The organism is Fictibacillus sp. UD (assembly GCF_043558025.1).
Taxonomy (GTDB): Bacteria; Bacillota; Bacilli; order Bacillales; family Fictibacillaceae; genus Fictibacillus.
Genome location: NZ_JARUHH010000009.1, coordinates 85,868 through 103,143 on the forward strand (window position 1 = coordinate 85,868; position 17,276 = coordinate 103,143).

The window sequence follows — 17,276 nt, forward strand, 5'->3', positions numbered from 1 at the left end:
TTGATCAACCCAGGACATATCCTGTATTTAAGAATCAGCTTTTATCAGAAAAAAAGGGTTGGTTACTCTATCATATGCACGTACTCCTTATAATTGCTAAACTTTCACGATAAAAAAAGCCCTCTTTTCTATAAAAGAAAAGAAGGCCTGTTTTGTTATTTGTTGTATTCCTTTTTGTCGTGCTGCTGGGGATCTGGCGTTTTCCCGCTCTTACGCACTTCTTCGTTCGTTGAAACATGTTCCATTACTTTGCCATGTTCCTTCATTTCTTCAAAGTTAGAAGCCATTGAACTATTTTTTCGTTTTGGTTCATTATTTTGTTTTGTCATAGGGATTCACCTCTTAAAGAAAATTTTCCCCATTTATTCCTTTTTAAAACCATTAAAAACTTTCATCTCATCAACTGGCCAATAACGGATATTTGCTTCGCCTACAATATCTTTCATCTCCACAAAGCCGATATGGCGGCTGTCGATGCTATGAAGCCTGTTATCGCCAAGTACGAAGATCTTGCCTTTTGGAACAGTGTCATGTCCTGTAATTTCTTCGAGTGTGAAGTTCCCAGTCAATGTCCGATTGCCAGCAAACCGTTTAAATTCTTGCAAGTAAGGTTCAGCAACTGCCTTGTTGTTGATATACAGTTTGTCATCTTTATACGCAATATGATCTCCGGGCAGACCGATTACTCGTTTTATATAATCCTCTTTCGGGTTTGCCTTAAACACAATAAGGTCGAACCGTTCTGGATTTCCGATTTCATAGCCAATCTTATTGATGATCAGCCGATTTCCATTTTGAATCGTAGGCATCATCGACTCACCGTATACAACATATTGTTCAATTAGAAACTTTTTTATAATAATAGCAAGAATAAGTGCAACTCCAATTGCTTTAATCCAATCTACTAATCCGTTTCTTTCTTTTCGAGCCGAGCTCATACAGCTCACTTCCTTTAGTTAGCTTATTAGTATCAATTTACCATTTTTAAATAAGTAAATACAAGTTCAATTATTTTTATCATAAACATGATGGTCAATTTCCTTTGAGAATTTGTTTAGTTTCCCCCATTTTTTTGTAAAAAAACACACCCTGACAACCATTTATCGTGTCCAGGGTGTGTTTTGCTATTTTATCGGTTCAGCAAACTTCCTACATATCTTAGTAGTTCATTGGCACTAGTTGAATTGTAGCCATGCTCATCAACCAACCGTGCGATAACTTCATTAATCTTTTTAAGTTGTGACTCATCAGGCGTTTTAGACGATGTTGTAATTTTTACAACATCTTTAAGATCAGCAAACAATTTCTTCTGAATCGCTTCTCTTAGGCGCTCATGAGAATTATAGTCGAATTTCTTTCCTTTTCTTGCATATGCCGAAATCCGAATAAGTATTTCTTCTCGGAACGCTTTTTTGGCATTCTCAGAAATCCCGATCTGTTCTTCAATCGATCTCATTAACTTTTCATCAGGACTCATCTCTTCACCAGTAAGCGGATCACGAAGCTTATTTTTATTGCAATACGCCTCAACGTTATCAAGGTAATTGTCCATAAGCGTTTTTGCAGACTCTTCATACGAGTAAACAAACGCTTTTTGTACTTCCTTCTTCGCAATATCATCGTACTCTTTACGAGCTGCCGAGATAAAGTTAATAAACCTCTCTTTATCTTCCTTCGATATGGATGCATGATGATCAAGCCCGTCTTTTAATGAACGCAGAACATCTAACGCGTTGATAGAAGGTGACTCTTTACGAATAATGGCTGAAGAAATACGGTTAATCACATACCTTGGATCAATACCTGACATGCCTTCATCCGAAAATTCTTTCTTCAATTCTTCAAGATCCACATGATTGAACCCTTCAACTATTTCCCCATCATACAATCTCATCTTCTTCAACAGATCCATTCCTTGTTTCTTTGAATCTTTTAATCGCGTCAATACTGAGAATGTCGCTGCTACCCTTAACGCGTGAGGTGCAATGTGAACATGCGACATGTCACTCTCAGAGATCATTTTCGCATAAATCTTTTCTTCTTCTGAAACTTTTAAATTATATGGAACACCCATCACGATAATTCTGGAATGCAGCGCCTCATTTTTCTTGTTCGCGATAAAGGATCTGTACTCCGATTCATTGGTATGAGCTACGATAAGCTCATCGGCCGAAATCAGTGCGAAACGGCCGGCCTTAAAGTTACCTTCTTGTGTGAGTGAAAGAAGGTGCCATAAGAACTTCTCATCACACTTCAGCATTTCCTGGAACTCCATCATCCCTCGGTTCGCTTTGTTCAGCTCACCATCGAAACGATAAGCACGAGGATCAGATTCAGATCCATATTCAGCAATCGTTGAGAAGTCGATACTTCCCGTTAAGTCAGCGATATCCTGTGACTTCGGATCAGATGGACTGAACGTTCCGATTCCTGTTCGCTTGTCTTCAGAGAAAAAGACGCGCTCAACCATAACATCTTCAATGCGATTATCATATTCATGTTCAAGTCTCATCGTATTTAACGGTGACAAGCTTCCTTCAACACGAATGCCATAATCATTATAAAACTCTTTTCTCAGATGCTGAGGAATGAGATGAAGCGGATCTTCATGCATCGGACAACCTTTGATCGCATAAACCGCTCCCGCAGGTGTTTTTGTGTATTGCTCCAATCCTCTTTTTAACATCGTAACTAAAGTGGATTTACCACCGGATACAGGCCCCATTAACAGCAATATACGTTTACGGACATCAAGGCGTTTAGCGGCAGGATGAAAATATTCTTCAACAAGTCTTTCAATCGATTCTTCTAAACCAAAAATTTGATCGCTGAAAAAATGATACACCTTTTGACCATTCTTTTCTGAAATTCCAGCATCTTTGATCATGTTGTATACTCTTGAATGCGCAGACTGGGCAACAAATGGCCGATCTCGTAAAATATCAAGGTATTCAGCGAAGGTACCTTCCCAGGCTAAACGCTGTTCTTCTTCACGATGCAGTTGGATTCTCGATAAAATATCCATGAGTACCTCCTTGATTGTATTGGCTCCATCAAGTGTTAATCTACTCTATGCGGGGATGTCCGTAATCATTCTGTTTGAATAGTGATTTTTTATTTTAAAAACGAAGAAATTCTATTATCCCTTTCATGGTAAAATATGTTTATCATTGTGATTTGAAACGGAGAAAGTATTATGAACCAAAAGCTTGGCCTTGTCGCGGTGCTCTTTTTACTAAGTGTCGTGTTCTTTTCATTTGTTGGTTTAAGAAATGAATTCGAAAACTATATTCCGTTTCAAAAAGCTGTTCAAACGCTCGCTAAGGTAGAAAGTATTAACCTTGATGAGAACAGTCGTCTCCTCGACCAAAACGGAAACCTTCTTTTCGAATTCAGAGGTGAAGAAAGTCGTATTTATTTGTCTTATAAACAAATTCCCGAATATATCCGCCAAGCGTTTATCGCTACCGAGGATCAATACTTCTTACAGCATCACGGTATAGACGGGAAAGCGATTGCTCGCGCGTTTATTGCCAACTCAACAGACGGAGGCATACAGCAAGGCGGCAGCACGATTACACAGCAGCTATCCCGCAATCTTTTCTTAACACATGAACGTACATATGACAGGAAACTAAAAGAATTACTAATCTCTTATCGAATTGAGCAACAGTTAACAAAAGAGGAGATCCTCGAGCTTTATATAAATACCATCTATTTTCAAAACGGTGTGTACGGTATTGAAAAAGCGAGCCGCTATTACTTTAGTAAACCTGCCGGGAAGCTTACATTAGGGGAATCTGCACTGCTTGCAGCAATTCCAAATAATCCGGAACTATATAATCCCCTAACAAAGCTCAACAACACACAGAAACGGCAAAAATGGATTTTAGATAAAATGAAAGAACAAAAGTTTATTGATGAAGAATTGCATAGTGTAGCTGTTAAACAACCGATTAAATTAAATGTTTCACAGCAGGTTGCTCCCTTCCCTGAAGTAGTTGGTTACGTAAAAGAGGAGCTGCTAAGCTTGCTGGCTGGAGCTCCAAGTAATAAGGGATTAACAGCGGATGCCCTTGTCCGTAAACGAGATGAACTGTTGCGAAGCGGTGTTGTTGTTGAAACGTCATTAGATTCCAGACTGCAAAAAGAAGCTTTGCAGGCTGTTAATAGCCGTTTGCCTTTTAAAGGAGTGGAAGGATCCGCCGTTGTTGTGGATCATGCTTCAAAACAAATTGTTGCCATGATTGGGGGAAAGAATGTCGGGTTAGAGGAATTTAACCGTGCCTATCAAGCGAAGCGTCAGCCTGGATCTTCCATAAAGCCGCTCCTCGCCTATGGGCCTTATGTTGATGTGTTTGGCGCAAAACCGCATTCACTTATTTCTGCAGCGAAGATCTGTGAAGGTAATTATTGTCCAAACAACTACGGCGGTGCTTCTTACGGGACTGTCTCATTAAAAAAAGCGATGGCAAGTTCAATAAATACAGCAGCTGTCCGAGCACTAAAGAAAACAGGTGTTGAAAAAGCTTTTTCTTATTTAGATTCCTTTGGATTTTCGTCTGTTATGCGAGAAGATCATCAGCTTTCAAGTGCACTCGGCGGTTTTACTAGTGGCTTTTCCCCGCTCGAACTGACTAGTGCATATACGACTTTCGGTTCTAACGGAACTTATATTAAACCTAGATTGATAACTTCTGTGAAGGATAAGAGCGGAGAGGTTTTGTATAAGTGGGACGATCAGCCTGTTAGAGTGTGGAGTGAGAAGACAAACACCGTGATGCGGGAGATGCTTGAAGGAGTTACGCTTTCTGGAACAGCAAGGGATGCTCGTTTTTCAGGTTCAGCCTATATTGGCGGAAAGACAGGCACTACAAACGATGTAAGAGATCTTTGGTTTGTAGGGCTGACAGATCGTTATACGGCTGGCGTTTGGGTGGGCCGGGATAAACCGAGCAGCCTTCGATTTATTGAGGGATTGTCACCGGAAGTGATGATTTGGCGAGATATTATGATAAAAGCACATCAGAAATGAATAAAGAACCCTGTAACTTATTGAGCGACAGGGTTTTTAGCTGGTACTTGAGTACTTATTATATGGCAAATTAAAGAAATCTAGGGTAATCCCGCTAGTTTTTATTATATACCCGCGAGTCAGCAATATAGACAATTCGGCTACGTAATCGCCGCAACGAACGCATTATAAAGACGCATCACCGTATAAACAACGAGCAGACTGAAGCCTGTCCAAAAGAACAAATGCATAAATACCATGCCGATGATGCCCATTGTGGTTAAACTCCCACCGATTCTCAACAAAAGATAAAAGAAGTATACTAGTGATGCTGCAATAAATACGATACTTATAAGCAGCACAGAGTGGTTCAAGATAATGGCAAGCATACCGCCAGCAAAAAAGAACCATCCCCCGCCCTTTCCTTGCTGAAGAAGAGTCCCTTCCGAATCACTCGAAAAAAAGAACAAACTTAAGTGAGTCAATGTATCGGATAATAGTTTCAGAGCGGCAAACCCCATAAAGAACAATAAAAATAAGCAAAAGCCGACAGATAGGTGAATCACATGATCTTTAAACAGCTCCTGCATTCCTTGATAAACCCCAAAGTATTTTAGCTTATCGATTAAAAGTCTTTCAAAATAAATGGCAAAACCAGAGCTGAACAGGATAATAGAAAACAGAGGAAGATACCCTGTCATATAAACGTTTTTCTTCATTAGCGCAACACGAATCCCCTCAAAATGTTAAATCTTCGCAGAAATGCATTCCCATGAAAACCGTTTTCATTTATAATGAGTAGAGAGAATGGAAAGAATAAGACTACTTTCAAAGGAGGAGTTCAAATGGATTTTATCCTCATCCTACTCGTGATGCTCGCCTTCCTGACTGCCATCTTTACAGCAGGCTACAACGATCGTCCTGGAAAAAACTAATCCATGTACATATGGAAGTAAAAACGTCCCTTTCATACAAGGACGTTTTTTTATTTTGTTCTTTATCTCAGAAGATTTATTGTTGTCGCCCTTGTGTTTGTTCATCATTGACAAGTTGATTGGAGTGCAAGGTGCGAGACTCCTGCGGGACTAGCGGTCAGGTGAGACACTTAAGAGTGAAACGTCCGAATGTGGCTCACCGCCTGCCCCGCGGAAAGCGAGCACCTGGAACGGAAATCAACTACTTCCAAAAGCAACAGAGTTACTAATTTCCCACAGCTCCTCTATTTCAACTCTCCAAAACTTTGCTGGCGCAGAGCTTCATAGATTAAGATCGCTGCTGTATTCGATAAGTTCAATGAACGAATATGTTCATTCATCGGAATGCGCAAACATCTTTCCATGTTCGCATCAATGACTTCTCTAGGGAGTCCCTTCGTTTCTTTTCCAAAAACAAAAAAGACATCCTTCTCTGAATCTGAGTAATCAAAGTCTGAGTATGTTTGTTCACCAAATTTGGTTATATAATAAAACTCACCGTCTGGATATTCACTATAAAAGGCATCCAAAGAATCATGATGAAACAATTTTACATGCTCCCAATAATCAAGTCCGGCACGCTTTAAGTATTTGTCTTCCAAAGAAAAACCGAGTGGATGAATCAAATGCAAGTGTACGCCGGTCCCAGCACATGTACGTGCAATATTTCCTGTATTTGCAGGAATTAACGGTTCAAATAATACAACATGTATAGCCAAAAAGCTCACCTCAAAAACAATATTCCAACAAGTACTTATTATAGCACTTTTTTAGGAATATCACTCTTTAGAAGGTAAGCTTTCCCCTTACAGAATATGAAAAAATTTATATTGAATCCGCTTTGTATACGCAGTTGAATCTTCATAGCCCCAATACCGCATTCTGCTGTTTGTCGTATGTGCATTTACGAGTGGTTCACCTGAAGGGTCCTTTGCAACAACAATCGTCGTATGCTGATAATGCCCGTCACCATCAAAGTCATAGCAGATTACATCTCCTGGCAATAACAAATGAGCTGCAGACTTTTCTTGCGCTTGAAGACTAGATTTTGATCCGCTCAAATACCACCTAAGTGCATTAGCCACCGACCAGCTATAGCTCCAGGAATTGTTTCGCATCCACCAGCCTTTAGACTTAATGGATTGAGATGTCATCGGAATTCCACCGGCATGAAGGCTTTGTGAAATATAATTCGTGCAATCGTTCTCAAATGATTTATAAGCAGGATTAAACGTATTCCACCATCGCTCTGCATATCTTACCGCAGCAAGTCTGTCATATCCGCCTTTCGTTGGTGCGATCGATTCATTTTCACGTTCGATTTTCGGCAGTTCACGATAATTCCCTTCAATGTTAACCGGTTCATCACTTTTCATGTCACCATCTTCAAAAATGGCTCGCCGTTCTTGAGACATCTCTTCCACATAAAAGTCAAAGCCATGCTTAATCAAGAAACTATAATGAACCAAATAATCTACCTGAACTTTGCCTTCCGTTTCTGTCGTTCGCAAAACACTTCCGTTAGTTTGATTGTTCACGATATACGCATTTCTATCGGTGTACATTTGTTTTTTACGTATAAAACTTTCTTGTTCTTCTCGTAAAAAGAAGCCTCTTCCATCTGCATCTGCATGAATCATCCACTGCGATTGGTTTTGAATATAAGCTTTAAGTGTTTCCATCCACATCAGACATCCCTCCTGCTTCTACTAACATATGAGTGGGATATCAAAAAAAAGAACCCTTTAAGGGCTCTAGGATGTCTTCTTACAGCTATTCTGTTCAATTGATAATAATATTTCTTTCTTGTCTAATCCTCCGCCGTATCCTACAAGTGCTCCATTGCTTCCAATGACGCGATGACACGGAATAAATACTGGTACAGGATTCTGGTTATTCGCGCTTCCTACAGCACGAACGGCCTTAGCTGCACCAATGCCTTGAGCAACTTCCTTGTATGAACAAGTGGCACCATAAGGAATACTCGAAAGCTGGTTCCATACCTTTTTTTGAAAAACGGTACCAAATAAATCATAGTTCACGCTAAACTCATGCAGGTTGCCTGCAAAGTATGCATGTAATTGTTGAATGGCATCTTCCAAATACACAGGAGAGTGTATAAGTTCTCCTTTAATAAAATGTTTAGCCATCCATGAACGTAAAGATGGAAGGTTATCCTCCATTGAACCAAAATCGAGACGGCAGATTCCGTTCTCCGTTGCAATGATTGTTAACGGTCCGATTACGCTTTCCATTTCTTCGTAATAGAGTAACGTTTTAATCTGACACATAATTATCCCTTCTTTTCATTACTTGACCTTACTATATCGGACACTTCGAACATATGCGATTACGAAATTTCTTGATTTCGAACCATTTTCAGTCCCTTTTCTATCTCTAGCTTTACCAAATCGTCTTTTTCACGCTCTTTTGCAGACAATAGTTCCAATTCTGCATCCATTCCACCTATCTTACCGATTGCCCATGCTGCAGTTCCTCTTATGACAGGCCTAGGATCATGGGTTAATAAGTTTACGAGATCTGGTACAGCGGTTTCATCTTTAAAATGAGCTAAAGCGATAATCGCATTGCGCTGAATCGGTTTCTTCCCTCTCCAGCTGCCTGAAACATACCCGAATTTTTCTTTGAACTCTCTATTACTCATAGACAATAAGGGCTTTAATAGTGGTTTTGCAATCTCTGGATCAGGCTCCATTTCAACGTGGTGGTGAAAATCTTTTCCCTTGTTCTCAGGACATACCGTCTGACATGTATCACAGCCATAAAGCCGATTGCCTAATTTGTCTCTATATCGGTCAGGTAAAAAATCTTTTGTTTGCGTTAAAAATGCAATACACTTAGACGAATCGAGCTGTCCTCCCTGCACGAGTGCACCTGTCGGACATGCCTCAACACATTTATTGCATGAACCGCATTGATCTTCCATTGGCGTGTCTGGTGGAAGTGCTATATTTGTAACCATTTCTCCGAGATACATATATGAACCAAACTCTGGAGACATGATCGCACAGTTTTTAGCACTCCATCCGATCCCGGCTCTCTCAGCAACAGCCCGGTCTGACAGTTCACCTGTATCTACCATTGATTTCACATTCGCTTCTGGAACTTTTTCTATAATAAAAGCCTCCAGCAATGAGAGCTTTTCTCTTAATATATGGTGGTAATCTTTCCCCCATGATGCTCTGCAAAAAATACCTCTTCGTTCTCCCTTAATGCTTTTCGGGGCGTTTTTCATTTTGGAAGGATATGCTAGAGCGATAGAAATGATGCTTGAAGCACCCGAAAGCAGTCGTTCAGGCTCTGTTCTTTTTTCAATATCACTTTCTTCAAATCCTGATTGATAGCCAAGGTCTTGCTGTAATCGGAGACGTTCTTTTAGCTCAACAAAAACATCCGCTTGTGCGAAGCCAATTTTGTCAATTCCGATTTCTTTACTATATGCAACAATCTCTTCCTTCAACTGGGCACCTGTCACGCATATCCCTCCTTTACATTTATTTTTCACACTTATGATAAACTACAATTATATATAAAACTGAAACGGGGTTCGATGATGATTACAATTTCTCCAAAAATAAACGAACTTGTCCCGAATTTTAAAATAGGCACAATTACATACCATGATATCGCGATTAGCGAGTCACCGCAAATGATAAAGGGTAGATTCCAACTTTTTACAGAATCACTGCGTCTCGAAGAAAAGACCGCTGCAGATTACCCTGGTGTCGCTGAATATCGCTCTGTTTTTAAAACGCTAGGCACTGATCCATCAAGATACAGGCCTGCTTCAGAAGCATTGTTGCGACGCGTTTTAGGCGGTAAGGATCTTCCCCCGATCAATTCTGGGGTCGACGTTAATAACTTTTTCTCCATTCGCTTTGCCATTCCGATCGGTCTATACAATCTTGATCAGATTCAGAGTGATGTGGAGATTCGTATTGGTGTTGCTGAAGATTCGTATGAGGGCTTGAACGGGCGTGAGATGAACATGGAAGGCAAACTGCTTTCCGCTGACTCCGCTGGCGCTTTTGGAAGTCCGATTGTAGACTCTAAGCGTACGATGGTAGACGAAACGGTACGCAACGCGCTGCATATCGTTTATTTGCAGCCCTCTATGGATAAGAATGAAGCTCGCCAATTGTTGGAGTCAATGGCTACGATGTTTACTCAAGTGAATGGCGGAAGTGCTGAGATCAAAATCATTTAGGTAGCTCAATTACAAGTTCTATTCTATGGAGCTTCTGCCTGTGGTCGATTAATGATGAAGTTGTCGACTCGCCGATATACGATGAAAACTCGCCTGATTATTGCTTAAACTCGCTGTATTATTATGTAATCTCGCCGGATTATTGCTCAAACTCGCCGTATTCATTGCTTACTACGTGAAAAACAAAAAAAAATGCAGGGCTTCATTGGATCAACGAAGCCCTGCATTAAAACCTACAACTAACTTGTTCTATATATAAGCAGCATATAGGACATTTATGACAAGTTCTTTTAAACAAATTTGAAATTTTGGTACAGCCAAGCCCCTTTTACTCAACAAGCGTATATTTTACAGACAGAGTGGCTTCAATCTCGTCTCCTTCATCCAGTTCAAACACATATTCAGGAAGGAACAGATCGTCTCCTCTTCCTAAGATGATATTTACTTTACTTCCGCCATTTACAAAGTAGTTACCAAATCCGTTCACCGGCTCTACTTTATACCGTCCTGGAGGAATATCTTTTCCGGCTAAAAAGACGCCGGCAACCAAAGTTCTGGGTTCTTTCTTTTTTGCTAATATGCCTTTATTTAATGTATCAAGCTCACTTTTCTTATTTGCAATCTCACCGCTGATCTTGTTTAATTCACCATTTTTTTCTTCGACTTGACTCACTAACGTATCCACTTCTTTTTGAATGTTTTCCTTTTGACTGACCAACCCTGAAACTTCTTCGTACTTAATCTGCAGTTCATCCAATTCAACTTGTTTATTGCTTTCCTCTTCCACCATTGTTTCCACATTTTCTTCCATACTTCTTAGCTCACTTCTCAACTCTTTGATTTCACCGTCAATTTCATCTGCTGTGACCTTTTTATCTTTAATCAGTACTGAAGCCTTGTTATACCCGATCGAGTGTGCACATAAAGAACTAAGAATCACTAACAAAAGAGAGATTAGGATATAAAGCAGCCACTTCTTATTAAACACAGATAAATCAACCTTCATTCGCTTACCCCCTATTGAGCCAAAAGTATGTAGTGCTTTATCTTTACTTTATTTTTCTAATAAAGCATTATGCTTTTTTCACAAAATAAAAACCCCTTAAATAAGGGGCGTGTGGACATCTCTATAAATATCGAAATAATACAAGGATAGAAAACACTAAAAGAATAAGCATAACGACAAGCAGCCTTAAAGATTGGAATATTCTTATCATCAAGCCATTTATCATATGCATGTAGTGAAAAATATCTGACGTAATAAAAATGATGGAAACCAAGGAGATAGTAATTAGTATCAGACAAATCGTTGCACGCCGATCTCTAAACATACCATAGATGACCTCCTTTACACCTACATATTCAGTGTACAAGAAGAAGATTCAAAAAAAGTTCCCGGCCATTGCCAGGAACTTTTTATTCGTATTATACAGTTTGTGATCAGCCCGCTAGATCCAGTTTTTGTGGCTGACTTTTGGTTTTTGTAAACATGTATACTGCTATCGAAAAAAGACTGAATGCAAGTAGATAGACAAGCAATACACTCATATTTGCAAAAGCAGAGCTTGTATTATTCAACGTAATGAGCGCTTTAAATCCAGCGATCGAATAGGTGAAAGGTAAAAACTCACTTAATGCACGCAAATTCTCTGGCAGCATAGCGATTGGCAAGTTTGCTCCTGTTGTTGAAAGCTGTAGAATTACAAGGGCAAATGCGATAAAGCGTCCAATGTTACCAAATGAAGCAAAGAATAATACGATGCCTGTAAACACGATGCTCACAAAAACAGCAAAAGCTATAAATCCAACTGAGTTCTGAACTTTTACTTGTAAGAAAAGCAGAACGACAGTAGATAGAAGCAAGGCCTGTACAATCGCAAGTACGCCAAGATTCATGAACTTAGCTCCGAACCATGAGATTGCTGAAATACCTTCAGGCTTTTTAAAGTTGATGAACAGTGACATAATCAAAATCCCCACAAATAATGCGAGTGAAAGCACATATGGTGCCGTCGAATCACGATATAGCGGATACTTGTTTACCGTATCACTTTTCAGTTCTACCGGTGATGAGAACATGCTTAAATTTTTATCGGTAGCCGCTTTAATCGCGCTCGTTTTTTCTGCGCCATCCTTTAGACCCGACGATAGCTCGCTGCTTCCATCATTTAATTGTCCCGCACCATCATTTAGCTTCGTTACTCCGTCAGTCAATTCACCCCAGCCTTTTTCAACCGAAGTGTTTCCATCCTTAACCTGTAACATTCCAGAGTTAATTTTCGTTGCACCGGCCGTCAAATCACGCCAGCCTTTTTCAACGGAAGAGTTACCCGCTGAGATTTGCGTTGCTCCATCATTTAACTGAGTAACCCCAGTCGTTAACGCCGCCCAGCCCGTATTAACCGATTGGTTTCCTGCAGCGATTTGGGAAGTTCCTGCGTGCAGCTCTCCAACCTTACCGACCATCGTGTTCCAGCCGCTTTCAACTGAAGCCGTTCCTTGCTGAAGAAGAGGAACCTTTTCACTAAGCGTAGTTACTCCGTTATCGACTAAGGTTTGACCTGCCACCAGCTGATTTACCCCGTCTGCCAAAGATTTTGGATTAGGTACTGCATTCGCTGTAAACGCCGCAGCGATTGTTGCAGCCCCTTGTTGAAGAGCAGCCAGCTGTTGTCCTTTAGCTGGATCAGCAGTCTTTTGAGCTAACGCTTGGCCCGTACCATATATCTTCATAAAAGCAGGATCTTTCTGCAGTTCTGGGTGTTGCTTTAAGAAAGCCTGAAGATCCGCTGATAAAACTTGTAGACCATCTCCCAATTGTTTAGATTCATTTACTACCGTATTCACTCCTGCAGAAACAGCTTGTGTCCCAGGTGCGAGTTCACTCTTAATCGCACTTTGAACCCCTTTTAATCCTGTAAGAACTCCAGACGTACCCTGTTTTAATTGAGGAATATTATCTCCAAGCTGCTTCGCTCCATCCGCTAGATCTTTAATGCCTGATTGCTTGTCCTTCAATCCTTGCAATAATAATCCAGTACCTTCATTCGCTGCTGCAGAACCAGCAGCTAACTTAGAAATATCGCCTGATTTTGCTTGCAGAGATTGAAGCATTTCTGCAGTCCCAGCACTTAGTTGTTGAGATCCATTAGCGAGTTTGCTGATATCTGCTTGCTTAGCTGATAAAGAATTAACCATTTGTCCAGTTCCATTTTGAAGCTCTATTGTGCCATTGGCTAATTTCGAAATATCAGCCGCTTTATTTGTAAGCGATTCCAAAAGTAAGCTCGTTCCGTCATGAAGATCAGTCATGCCTGTATTTAGTTTCCCCGATCCGTCTGCTGCTTTTTGGAATCCTTCAGAAACATCACCGAGACTTGCAAACATGTTGCTCGCATACTTCTCTGTAATCTTATCCCCAAGTTTTTCTCTTAATTTTTCTGTCGCACTTCTTGTTACCTGCGCCGCCATGAAGTTTAAACCTTCATTTTGAATGTACCTTAACTCAAGTTTTTGCGGATTATCTTCTAAAACTGTTGTTACTCTCTGTGAGAAGTCTTCAGGAATTTCAATAACCATGTAATACTTCAGGCTATCAAGACCCTTTTTAGCTTCAGCAGAACTAACAAAGTCCCATCCAAGATCCTGGCCTTTCTTTAAATCTGCGACCAAATCTTGCCCAACATTGATCGGCTCATCATTCGACAGTGCGCCTTTGTCCTTGTTGACCACTGCAACTGGCAAGTTCGACAAATTATCGTACGGTCCCCATGTCGGTGATAAAAGAATACCACCATAGACAACCGGTACGAGTAAAGCAGCAATCACTGAAATCAGTACCCCTTTTTTTGCTGCCAGCTTTGCCATTTCAGCCATAAATAAGCGAAAGACACTCATCCCTTTCCCCCCGTTTATACAAAATAAAAAACATTTTGATAGAAGTGAATGACTATTCACATCTACTAGAATGTATAATTCTAATAAACAAGGATAAATCCTTCTTACTAATCAGAAAATTGTAAAATATTAAAATATTTATAGGAGTTATGGTCTATTTTGTGTAAAAAAAGCGAACGCTGCAGAAAACAGCATTCGCTTCACTAAATTTCTTTTATCATGGGCTCTAATAACCCCATATCTAAGCAAGCTTTAATAGATAGCTTTTTTTCTTTGGAGGGAAATTTCATATGAATATATTCCTCATCCACATTTGTAATTTCTCCAGTTCCGAATACCCTATGTACAACCGTAATACCTGTACGTAATGCTTCCTTTTCTCGAATCGCATTAGGATTGTAAGGAACTCCATTTATCTTTTCTCGATTACTTGATCCAACTTCTCTTCTAATTCTTATGTTCTTCTGGGTTATAGCTTCTTTAGATGCAGATAGATCAGGAGGATTGATAATGTTCTTAACATCAGTAACAAATAAGGATTCTTCTGCCTTTTTCCCGTCTCGGTAACCATAGGTAATAAGTTTTAATTGTTTTTTCGCCCTCGTCATTCCTACATAAAAAAGGCGAGCCGATTCTTCCATCAAACCGCTGTCAGTTTGGTCTTCACTAGAAGGAATGATTCCATGTACTAAGTCAATCATATAAACCTTCTCAAACTCAAGACCCTTTGAGCTATGAAATGTTGAGAGCGTAACAGCATTTTGTCCCTTTTTCCTTTTGGCTGTCTTTAAAACAGCTTCAAGATGCTTTAGTCTTTTTGCGAAATCCTCAAGACTCTTTAGATCTGCCGCAATCTCTTCAAGAGTATCTAAAATGCCAATTAAATAATCAATACGAAACCCAAGACTTTTACATATCTTCTCCAGAGCCTTATCGTAACCTAACCGATCCCTGATTACCCGAATAGCCTGAAGCGGCTTCATCTCTTTCATTTCTTTAAATGTTTCTTGGCTTGCTTTCAATAGCTTAACTTGGTAATCCTGTAATTTTACATGCTTCAGCAAATTATCAAATACAGAATCGTTCGTATTCAATTGCTTTAAAGCACTCATCTGCTGTTTACTGATATAGCCATTAAATTTTAAATGTATCTTTTCTAAAATATCCGGCCTCTTATCGGTAAAAGCCATGCGCATAAAATTCAATATATCCTGAACGACCCAGTGTGAAAAGAAACGATTATCAGCATCCTTCATATAAAAAGGAATCCCTGCACGGTCAAAATCATTCATTAAGCCAATGGATGAGGAATTGTTACGATATAAAATGGCGATCTCTTTTAAATCTTCTTCATCTTTAAGTTCCTTAACCAAGTATTTGGATTGTTCATTAAAATTGATAAGTTTACTTATTTCAATAGGTTTATTCGGAGGGTTTTCTGTAAACATATTCTTTTCGTATCTATTCTTATTTCTTTTAATAAACTGATTAGAAACATTCACGATGTCTTGTGTAGAGCGGTAATTCTGTTCCATAAAAAGTATAACTGCTTCAGGATACACCTTCTTAAATTCAAGCAAATAGGAAGGCTCAGCACCTCTCCAGCTATAGATTGATTGATCATCATCGGCTACAACACATAAATTTTTATGAGTGGAAACCAACTTTTCTATAATGGAATGCTGCACCAGCGATGTATCCTGACTTTCATCCGTTAAAATATAATCATATCTTTGCTGATACAAGCTCAGCAATTTCTCATTATTTTCTAATACCTCATTACAAACTGTAAGCATATCATCAAAATCCAATAAAATTTGATTTCGATCTGCACGCTTAAATTCTTCGTATTGAATAATAATTTGTTCTGCTTTAGGAACATCACACGATACGGTTGACCATTGATCTTTAGGCAGCATTTTATTTTTAACGTAGCTGATATAGGTGACGAGCTCCTCCATTTGGTCCTCAGTTATGTTCTCACCTACTATTGACTTAAATAAGTTCCTCAATATTAGCTTCTTATTCAAGTGAATGTTTTCATCCCGCGCTGCACTCTCGCCTAACTCTTGCTCACCTTCAATAATTCGAAAAGAAGTCCCCATCCCTCTGTAATAATTTCTAACTACTTCAAAAGCAAAGCTATGTATGGTTGAAAAGTCTGGAGCCTGAAGATCCGGATAAAACCGCATGAATCGATCTTTCATATCATTTGCCGAGGCTTTACTGAATGTAACAGCTTTTATACGATTTGGATTTATACCTTTTTGCTTAATTAAATAACCAATACGCATGATGATAGTAGTTGTTTTCCCTGATCCTGGCGATGCTAGTAATAGAAGAGGCCCATCCGTCTGTAAGACCGCTTTTTTTTGAACAGCATTTAAGGATATTCCTAAATCATTTTTCATATCAGCGAAGAAATCTTCCATCGTTCAGTCCTCCTTTTGATCATTTTGATTTATAAATAACTGTGACAGCACTCCTGGTTTTCCTAGTCGTATTTTTTAGTTCGCGCAGCTACCCGGCATTTGCGAGCAGCTGAATGACATTTACGTGCAGTAGAGCTTCAGTTCCGCCCACAAACAACAATAAAAAAACTCCCCACAAACGTGAGAAGTTTTAAGTTTAAATGTTAAATTAAGTAAAATGGTACCGGTGGTCGGGGTCGAACCGACACTCCAGAAGGAACACGATTTTGAGTCGTGCGCGTCTGCCAATTCCGCCACACCGGCATTTGAATCTTTTTTGAATTGGAATTATGGAGGCGGCACCCGGATTCGAACCGGGGGATAAGGGTTTTGCAGACCCGTGCCTTACCACTTGGCTATGCCGCCAGAATATAAAAATGGAGCGGAAGACGGGATTCGAACCCGCGACCCCAACCTTGGCAAGGTTGTATTCTACCACTGAACTACTTCCGCAAACATTTAATTAACTTTTTTAATTAACTTATAATATGCTGTTAAAGGCATCTTATGTTATAAAAATAAAAATGGCTGGGCTAGCTGGATTCGAACCAACGCATGACGGAGTCAAAGTCCGTTGCCTTACCGCTTGGCTATAGCCCAACACTTTAAATATTAATGGGGCGGACGAGGGGAATCGAACCCCCGAATGTCGGAACCACAATCCGATGCGTTAACCACTTCGCCACGACCGC

14 protein-coding genes and 5 tRNA genes are annotated in these 17,276 nt (G+C 39.8%); 3 read left to right on the forward strand and 16 right to left on the reverse strand.

What is annotated here, in order from left to right:
• Positions 1 to 155 precede the first annotated feature (155 nt).
• The 3 genes from P8610_RS14525 to P8610_RS14535 form a co-directional block, all read right to left on the reverse strand.
• Positions 156 to 329, reverse strand: coding sequence for a hypothetical protein (locus P8610_RS14525; protein WP_197126785.1), 174 nt, complete (start codon positions 327 to 329; stop codon positions 156 to 158).
• 33 nt (positions 330 to 362) lie between these two features.
• The gene (lepB, locus tag P8610_RS14530; protein WP_289497045.1) at positions 363 to 938 is read right to left on the reverse strand and encodes a signal peptidase I; all 576 of its coding nucleotides are present in this window, start codon (positions 936 to 938) and stop codon (positions 363 to 365) included.
• Between the two features lie 191 nt (positions 939 to 1,129).
• Positions 1,130 to 3,025, reverse strand: coding sequence for a PrkA family serine protein kinase (locus tag P8610_RS14535; RefSeq protein ID WP_289497046.1), 1,896 nt, complete (start codon positions 3,023 to 3,025; stop codon positions 1,130 to 1,132).
• Between the two features lie 171 nt (positions 3,026 to 3,196).
• Here P8610_RS14535 and P8610_RS14540 point away from each other — a divergent pair, with 171 nt between their 5' ends.
• Positions 3,197 to 5,035 (forward strand): transglycosylase domain-containing protein, encoded by a 1,839-nt coding sequence (locus P8610_RS14540; RefSeq protein WP_394604996.1) that lies wholly within the window; start codon positions 3,197 to 3,199, stop codon positions 5,033 to 5,035.
• 140 nt (positions 5,036 to 5,175) lie between these two features.
• On the opposite strand, the gene P8610_RS14545 is transcribed toward P8610_RS14540, so the two are convergent.
• Complete coding sequence (locus P8610_RS14545) at positions 5,176 to 5,733, reverse strand: DUF5366 family protein (RefSeq protein WP_394604997.1); 558 nt, start codon at positions 5,731 to 5,733, stop codon at positions 5,176 to 5,178.
• Between the two features lie 347 nt (positions 5,734 to 6,080).
• Here P8610_RS14545 and P8610_RS14550 point away from each other — a divergent pair, with 347 nt between their 5' ends.
• Positions 6,081 to 6,218, forward strand: a complete 138-nt coding sequence (locus tag P8610_RS14550) for a hypothetical protein (protein ID WP_394604998.1) — start codon at positions 6,081 to 6,083, stop codon at positions 6,216 to 6,218.
• A 15-nt stretch (positions 6,219 to 6,233) separates the two neighbouring features.
• Here the strand turns inward: P8610_RS14550 and trmL are convergent, their stop codons facing one another.
• The 4 genes from trmL to queG form a co-directional block, all read right to left on the reverse strand.
• Positions 6,234 to 6,707 (reverse strand): tRNA (uridine(34)/cytosine(34)/5-carboxymethylaminomethyluridine(34)-2'-O)-methyltransferase TrmL, encoded by a 474-nt coding sequence (trmL, locus tag P8610_RS14555; protein ID WP_289497050.1) that lies wholly within the window; start codon positions 6,705 to 6,707, stop codon positions 6,234 to 6,236.
• Positions 6,708 to 6,794: 87 nt separating this feature from the next.
• Complete coding sequence (locus tag P8610_RS14560) at positions 6,795 to 7,676, reverse strand: amidase domain-containing protein (protein ID WP_394604999.1); 882 nt, start codon at positions 7,674 to 7,676, stop codon at positions 6,795 to 6,797.
• 66 nt (positions 7,677 to 7,742) lie between these two features.
• Positions 7,743 to 8,279 carry a methylated-DNA--[protein]-cysteine S-methyltransferase gene (locus tag P8610_RS14565; RefSeq protein WP_289497053.1) on the reverse strand — a complete coding sequence of 179 codons (537 nt, stop codon included), beginning with the start codon at positions 8,277 to 8,279 and terminating at the stop codon, positions 7,743 to 7,745.
• Positions 8,280 to 8,338: 59 nt separating this feature from the next.
• Positions 8,339 to 9,484 (reverse strand): tRNA epoxyqueuosine(34) reductase QueG, encoded by a 1,146-nt coding sequence (gene queG, locus P8610_RS14570; protein WP_394605000.1) that lies wholly within the window; start codon positions 9,482 to 9,484, stop codon positions 8,339 to 8,341.
• 78 nt (positions 9,485 to 9,562) lie between these two features.
• Between queG and P8610_RS14575 the strand changes: the two genes are divergently transcribed.
• A complete protein-coding gene (locus P8610_RS14575; protein ID WP_394605001.1) occupies positions 9,563 to 10,216 on the forward strand; it encodes a B3/B4 domain-containing protein in 654 nt (217 codons plus the stop codon).
• 328 nt (positions 10,217 to 10,544) lie between these two features.
• Here the strand turns inward: P8610_RS14575 and P8610_RS14580 are convergent, their stop codons facing one another.
• The 8 genes from P8610_RS14580 to P8610_RS14615 all read right to left on the reverse strand — a co-directional run bounded on the left by P8610_RS14580 (position 10,545) and on the right by P8610_RS14615 (position 17,276).
• A complete protein-coding gene (locus P8610_RS14580; protein WP_394605002.1) occupies positions 10,545 to 11,222 on the reverse strand; it encodes a coiled-coil domain-containing protein in 678 nt (225 codons plus the stop codon).
• A gap of 434 nt (positions 11,223 to 11,656) precedes the next feature.
• Positions 11,657 to 14,113, reverse strand: coding sequence for a YhgE/Pip family protein (locus P8610_RS14585; protein ID WP_394605003.1), 2,457 nt, complete (start codon positions 14,111 to 14,113; stop codon positions 11,657 to 11,659).
• 203 nt (positions 14,114 to 14,316) lie between these two features.
• Complete coding sequence (locus P8610_RS14590) at positions 14,317 to 16,545, reverse strand: ATP-dependent helicase (protein ID WP_394605004.1); 2,229 nt, start codon at positions 16,543 to 16,545, stop codon at positions 14,317 to 14,319.
• Positions 16,546 to 16,763: 218 nt separating this feature from the next.
• Positions 16,764 to 16,848, reverse strand: a tRNA-Leu gene (locus P8610_RS14595).
• A 27-nt stretch (positions 16,849 to 16,875) separates the two neighbouring features.
• A tRNA-Cys gene (locus P8610_RS14600) sits at positions 16,876 to 16,950 on the reverse strand.
• Between the two features lie 12 nt (positions 16,951 to 16,962).
• A tRNA-Gly gene (locus tag P8610_RS14605) sits at positions 16,963 to 17,037 on the reverse strand.
• Between the two features lie 72 nt (positions 17,038 to 17,109).
• Positions 17,110 to 17,184 (reverse strand) — tRNA-Gln (locus P8610_RS14610).
• A gap of 16 nt (positions 17,185 to 17,200) precedes the next feature.
• Positions 17,201 to 17,276: transfer RNA gene (locus tag P8610_RS14615), tRNA-His, on the reverse strand.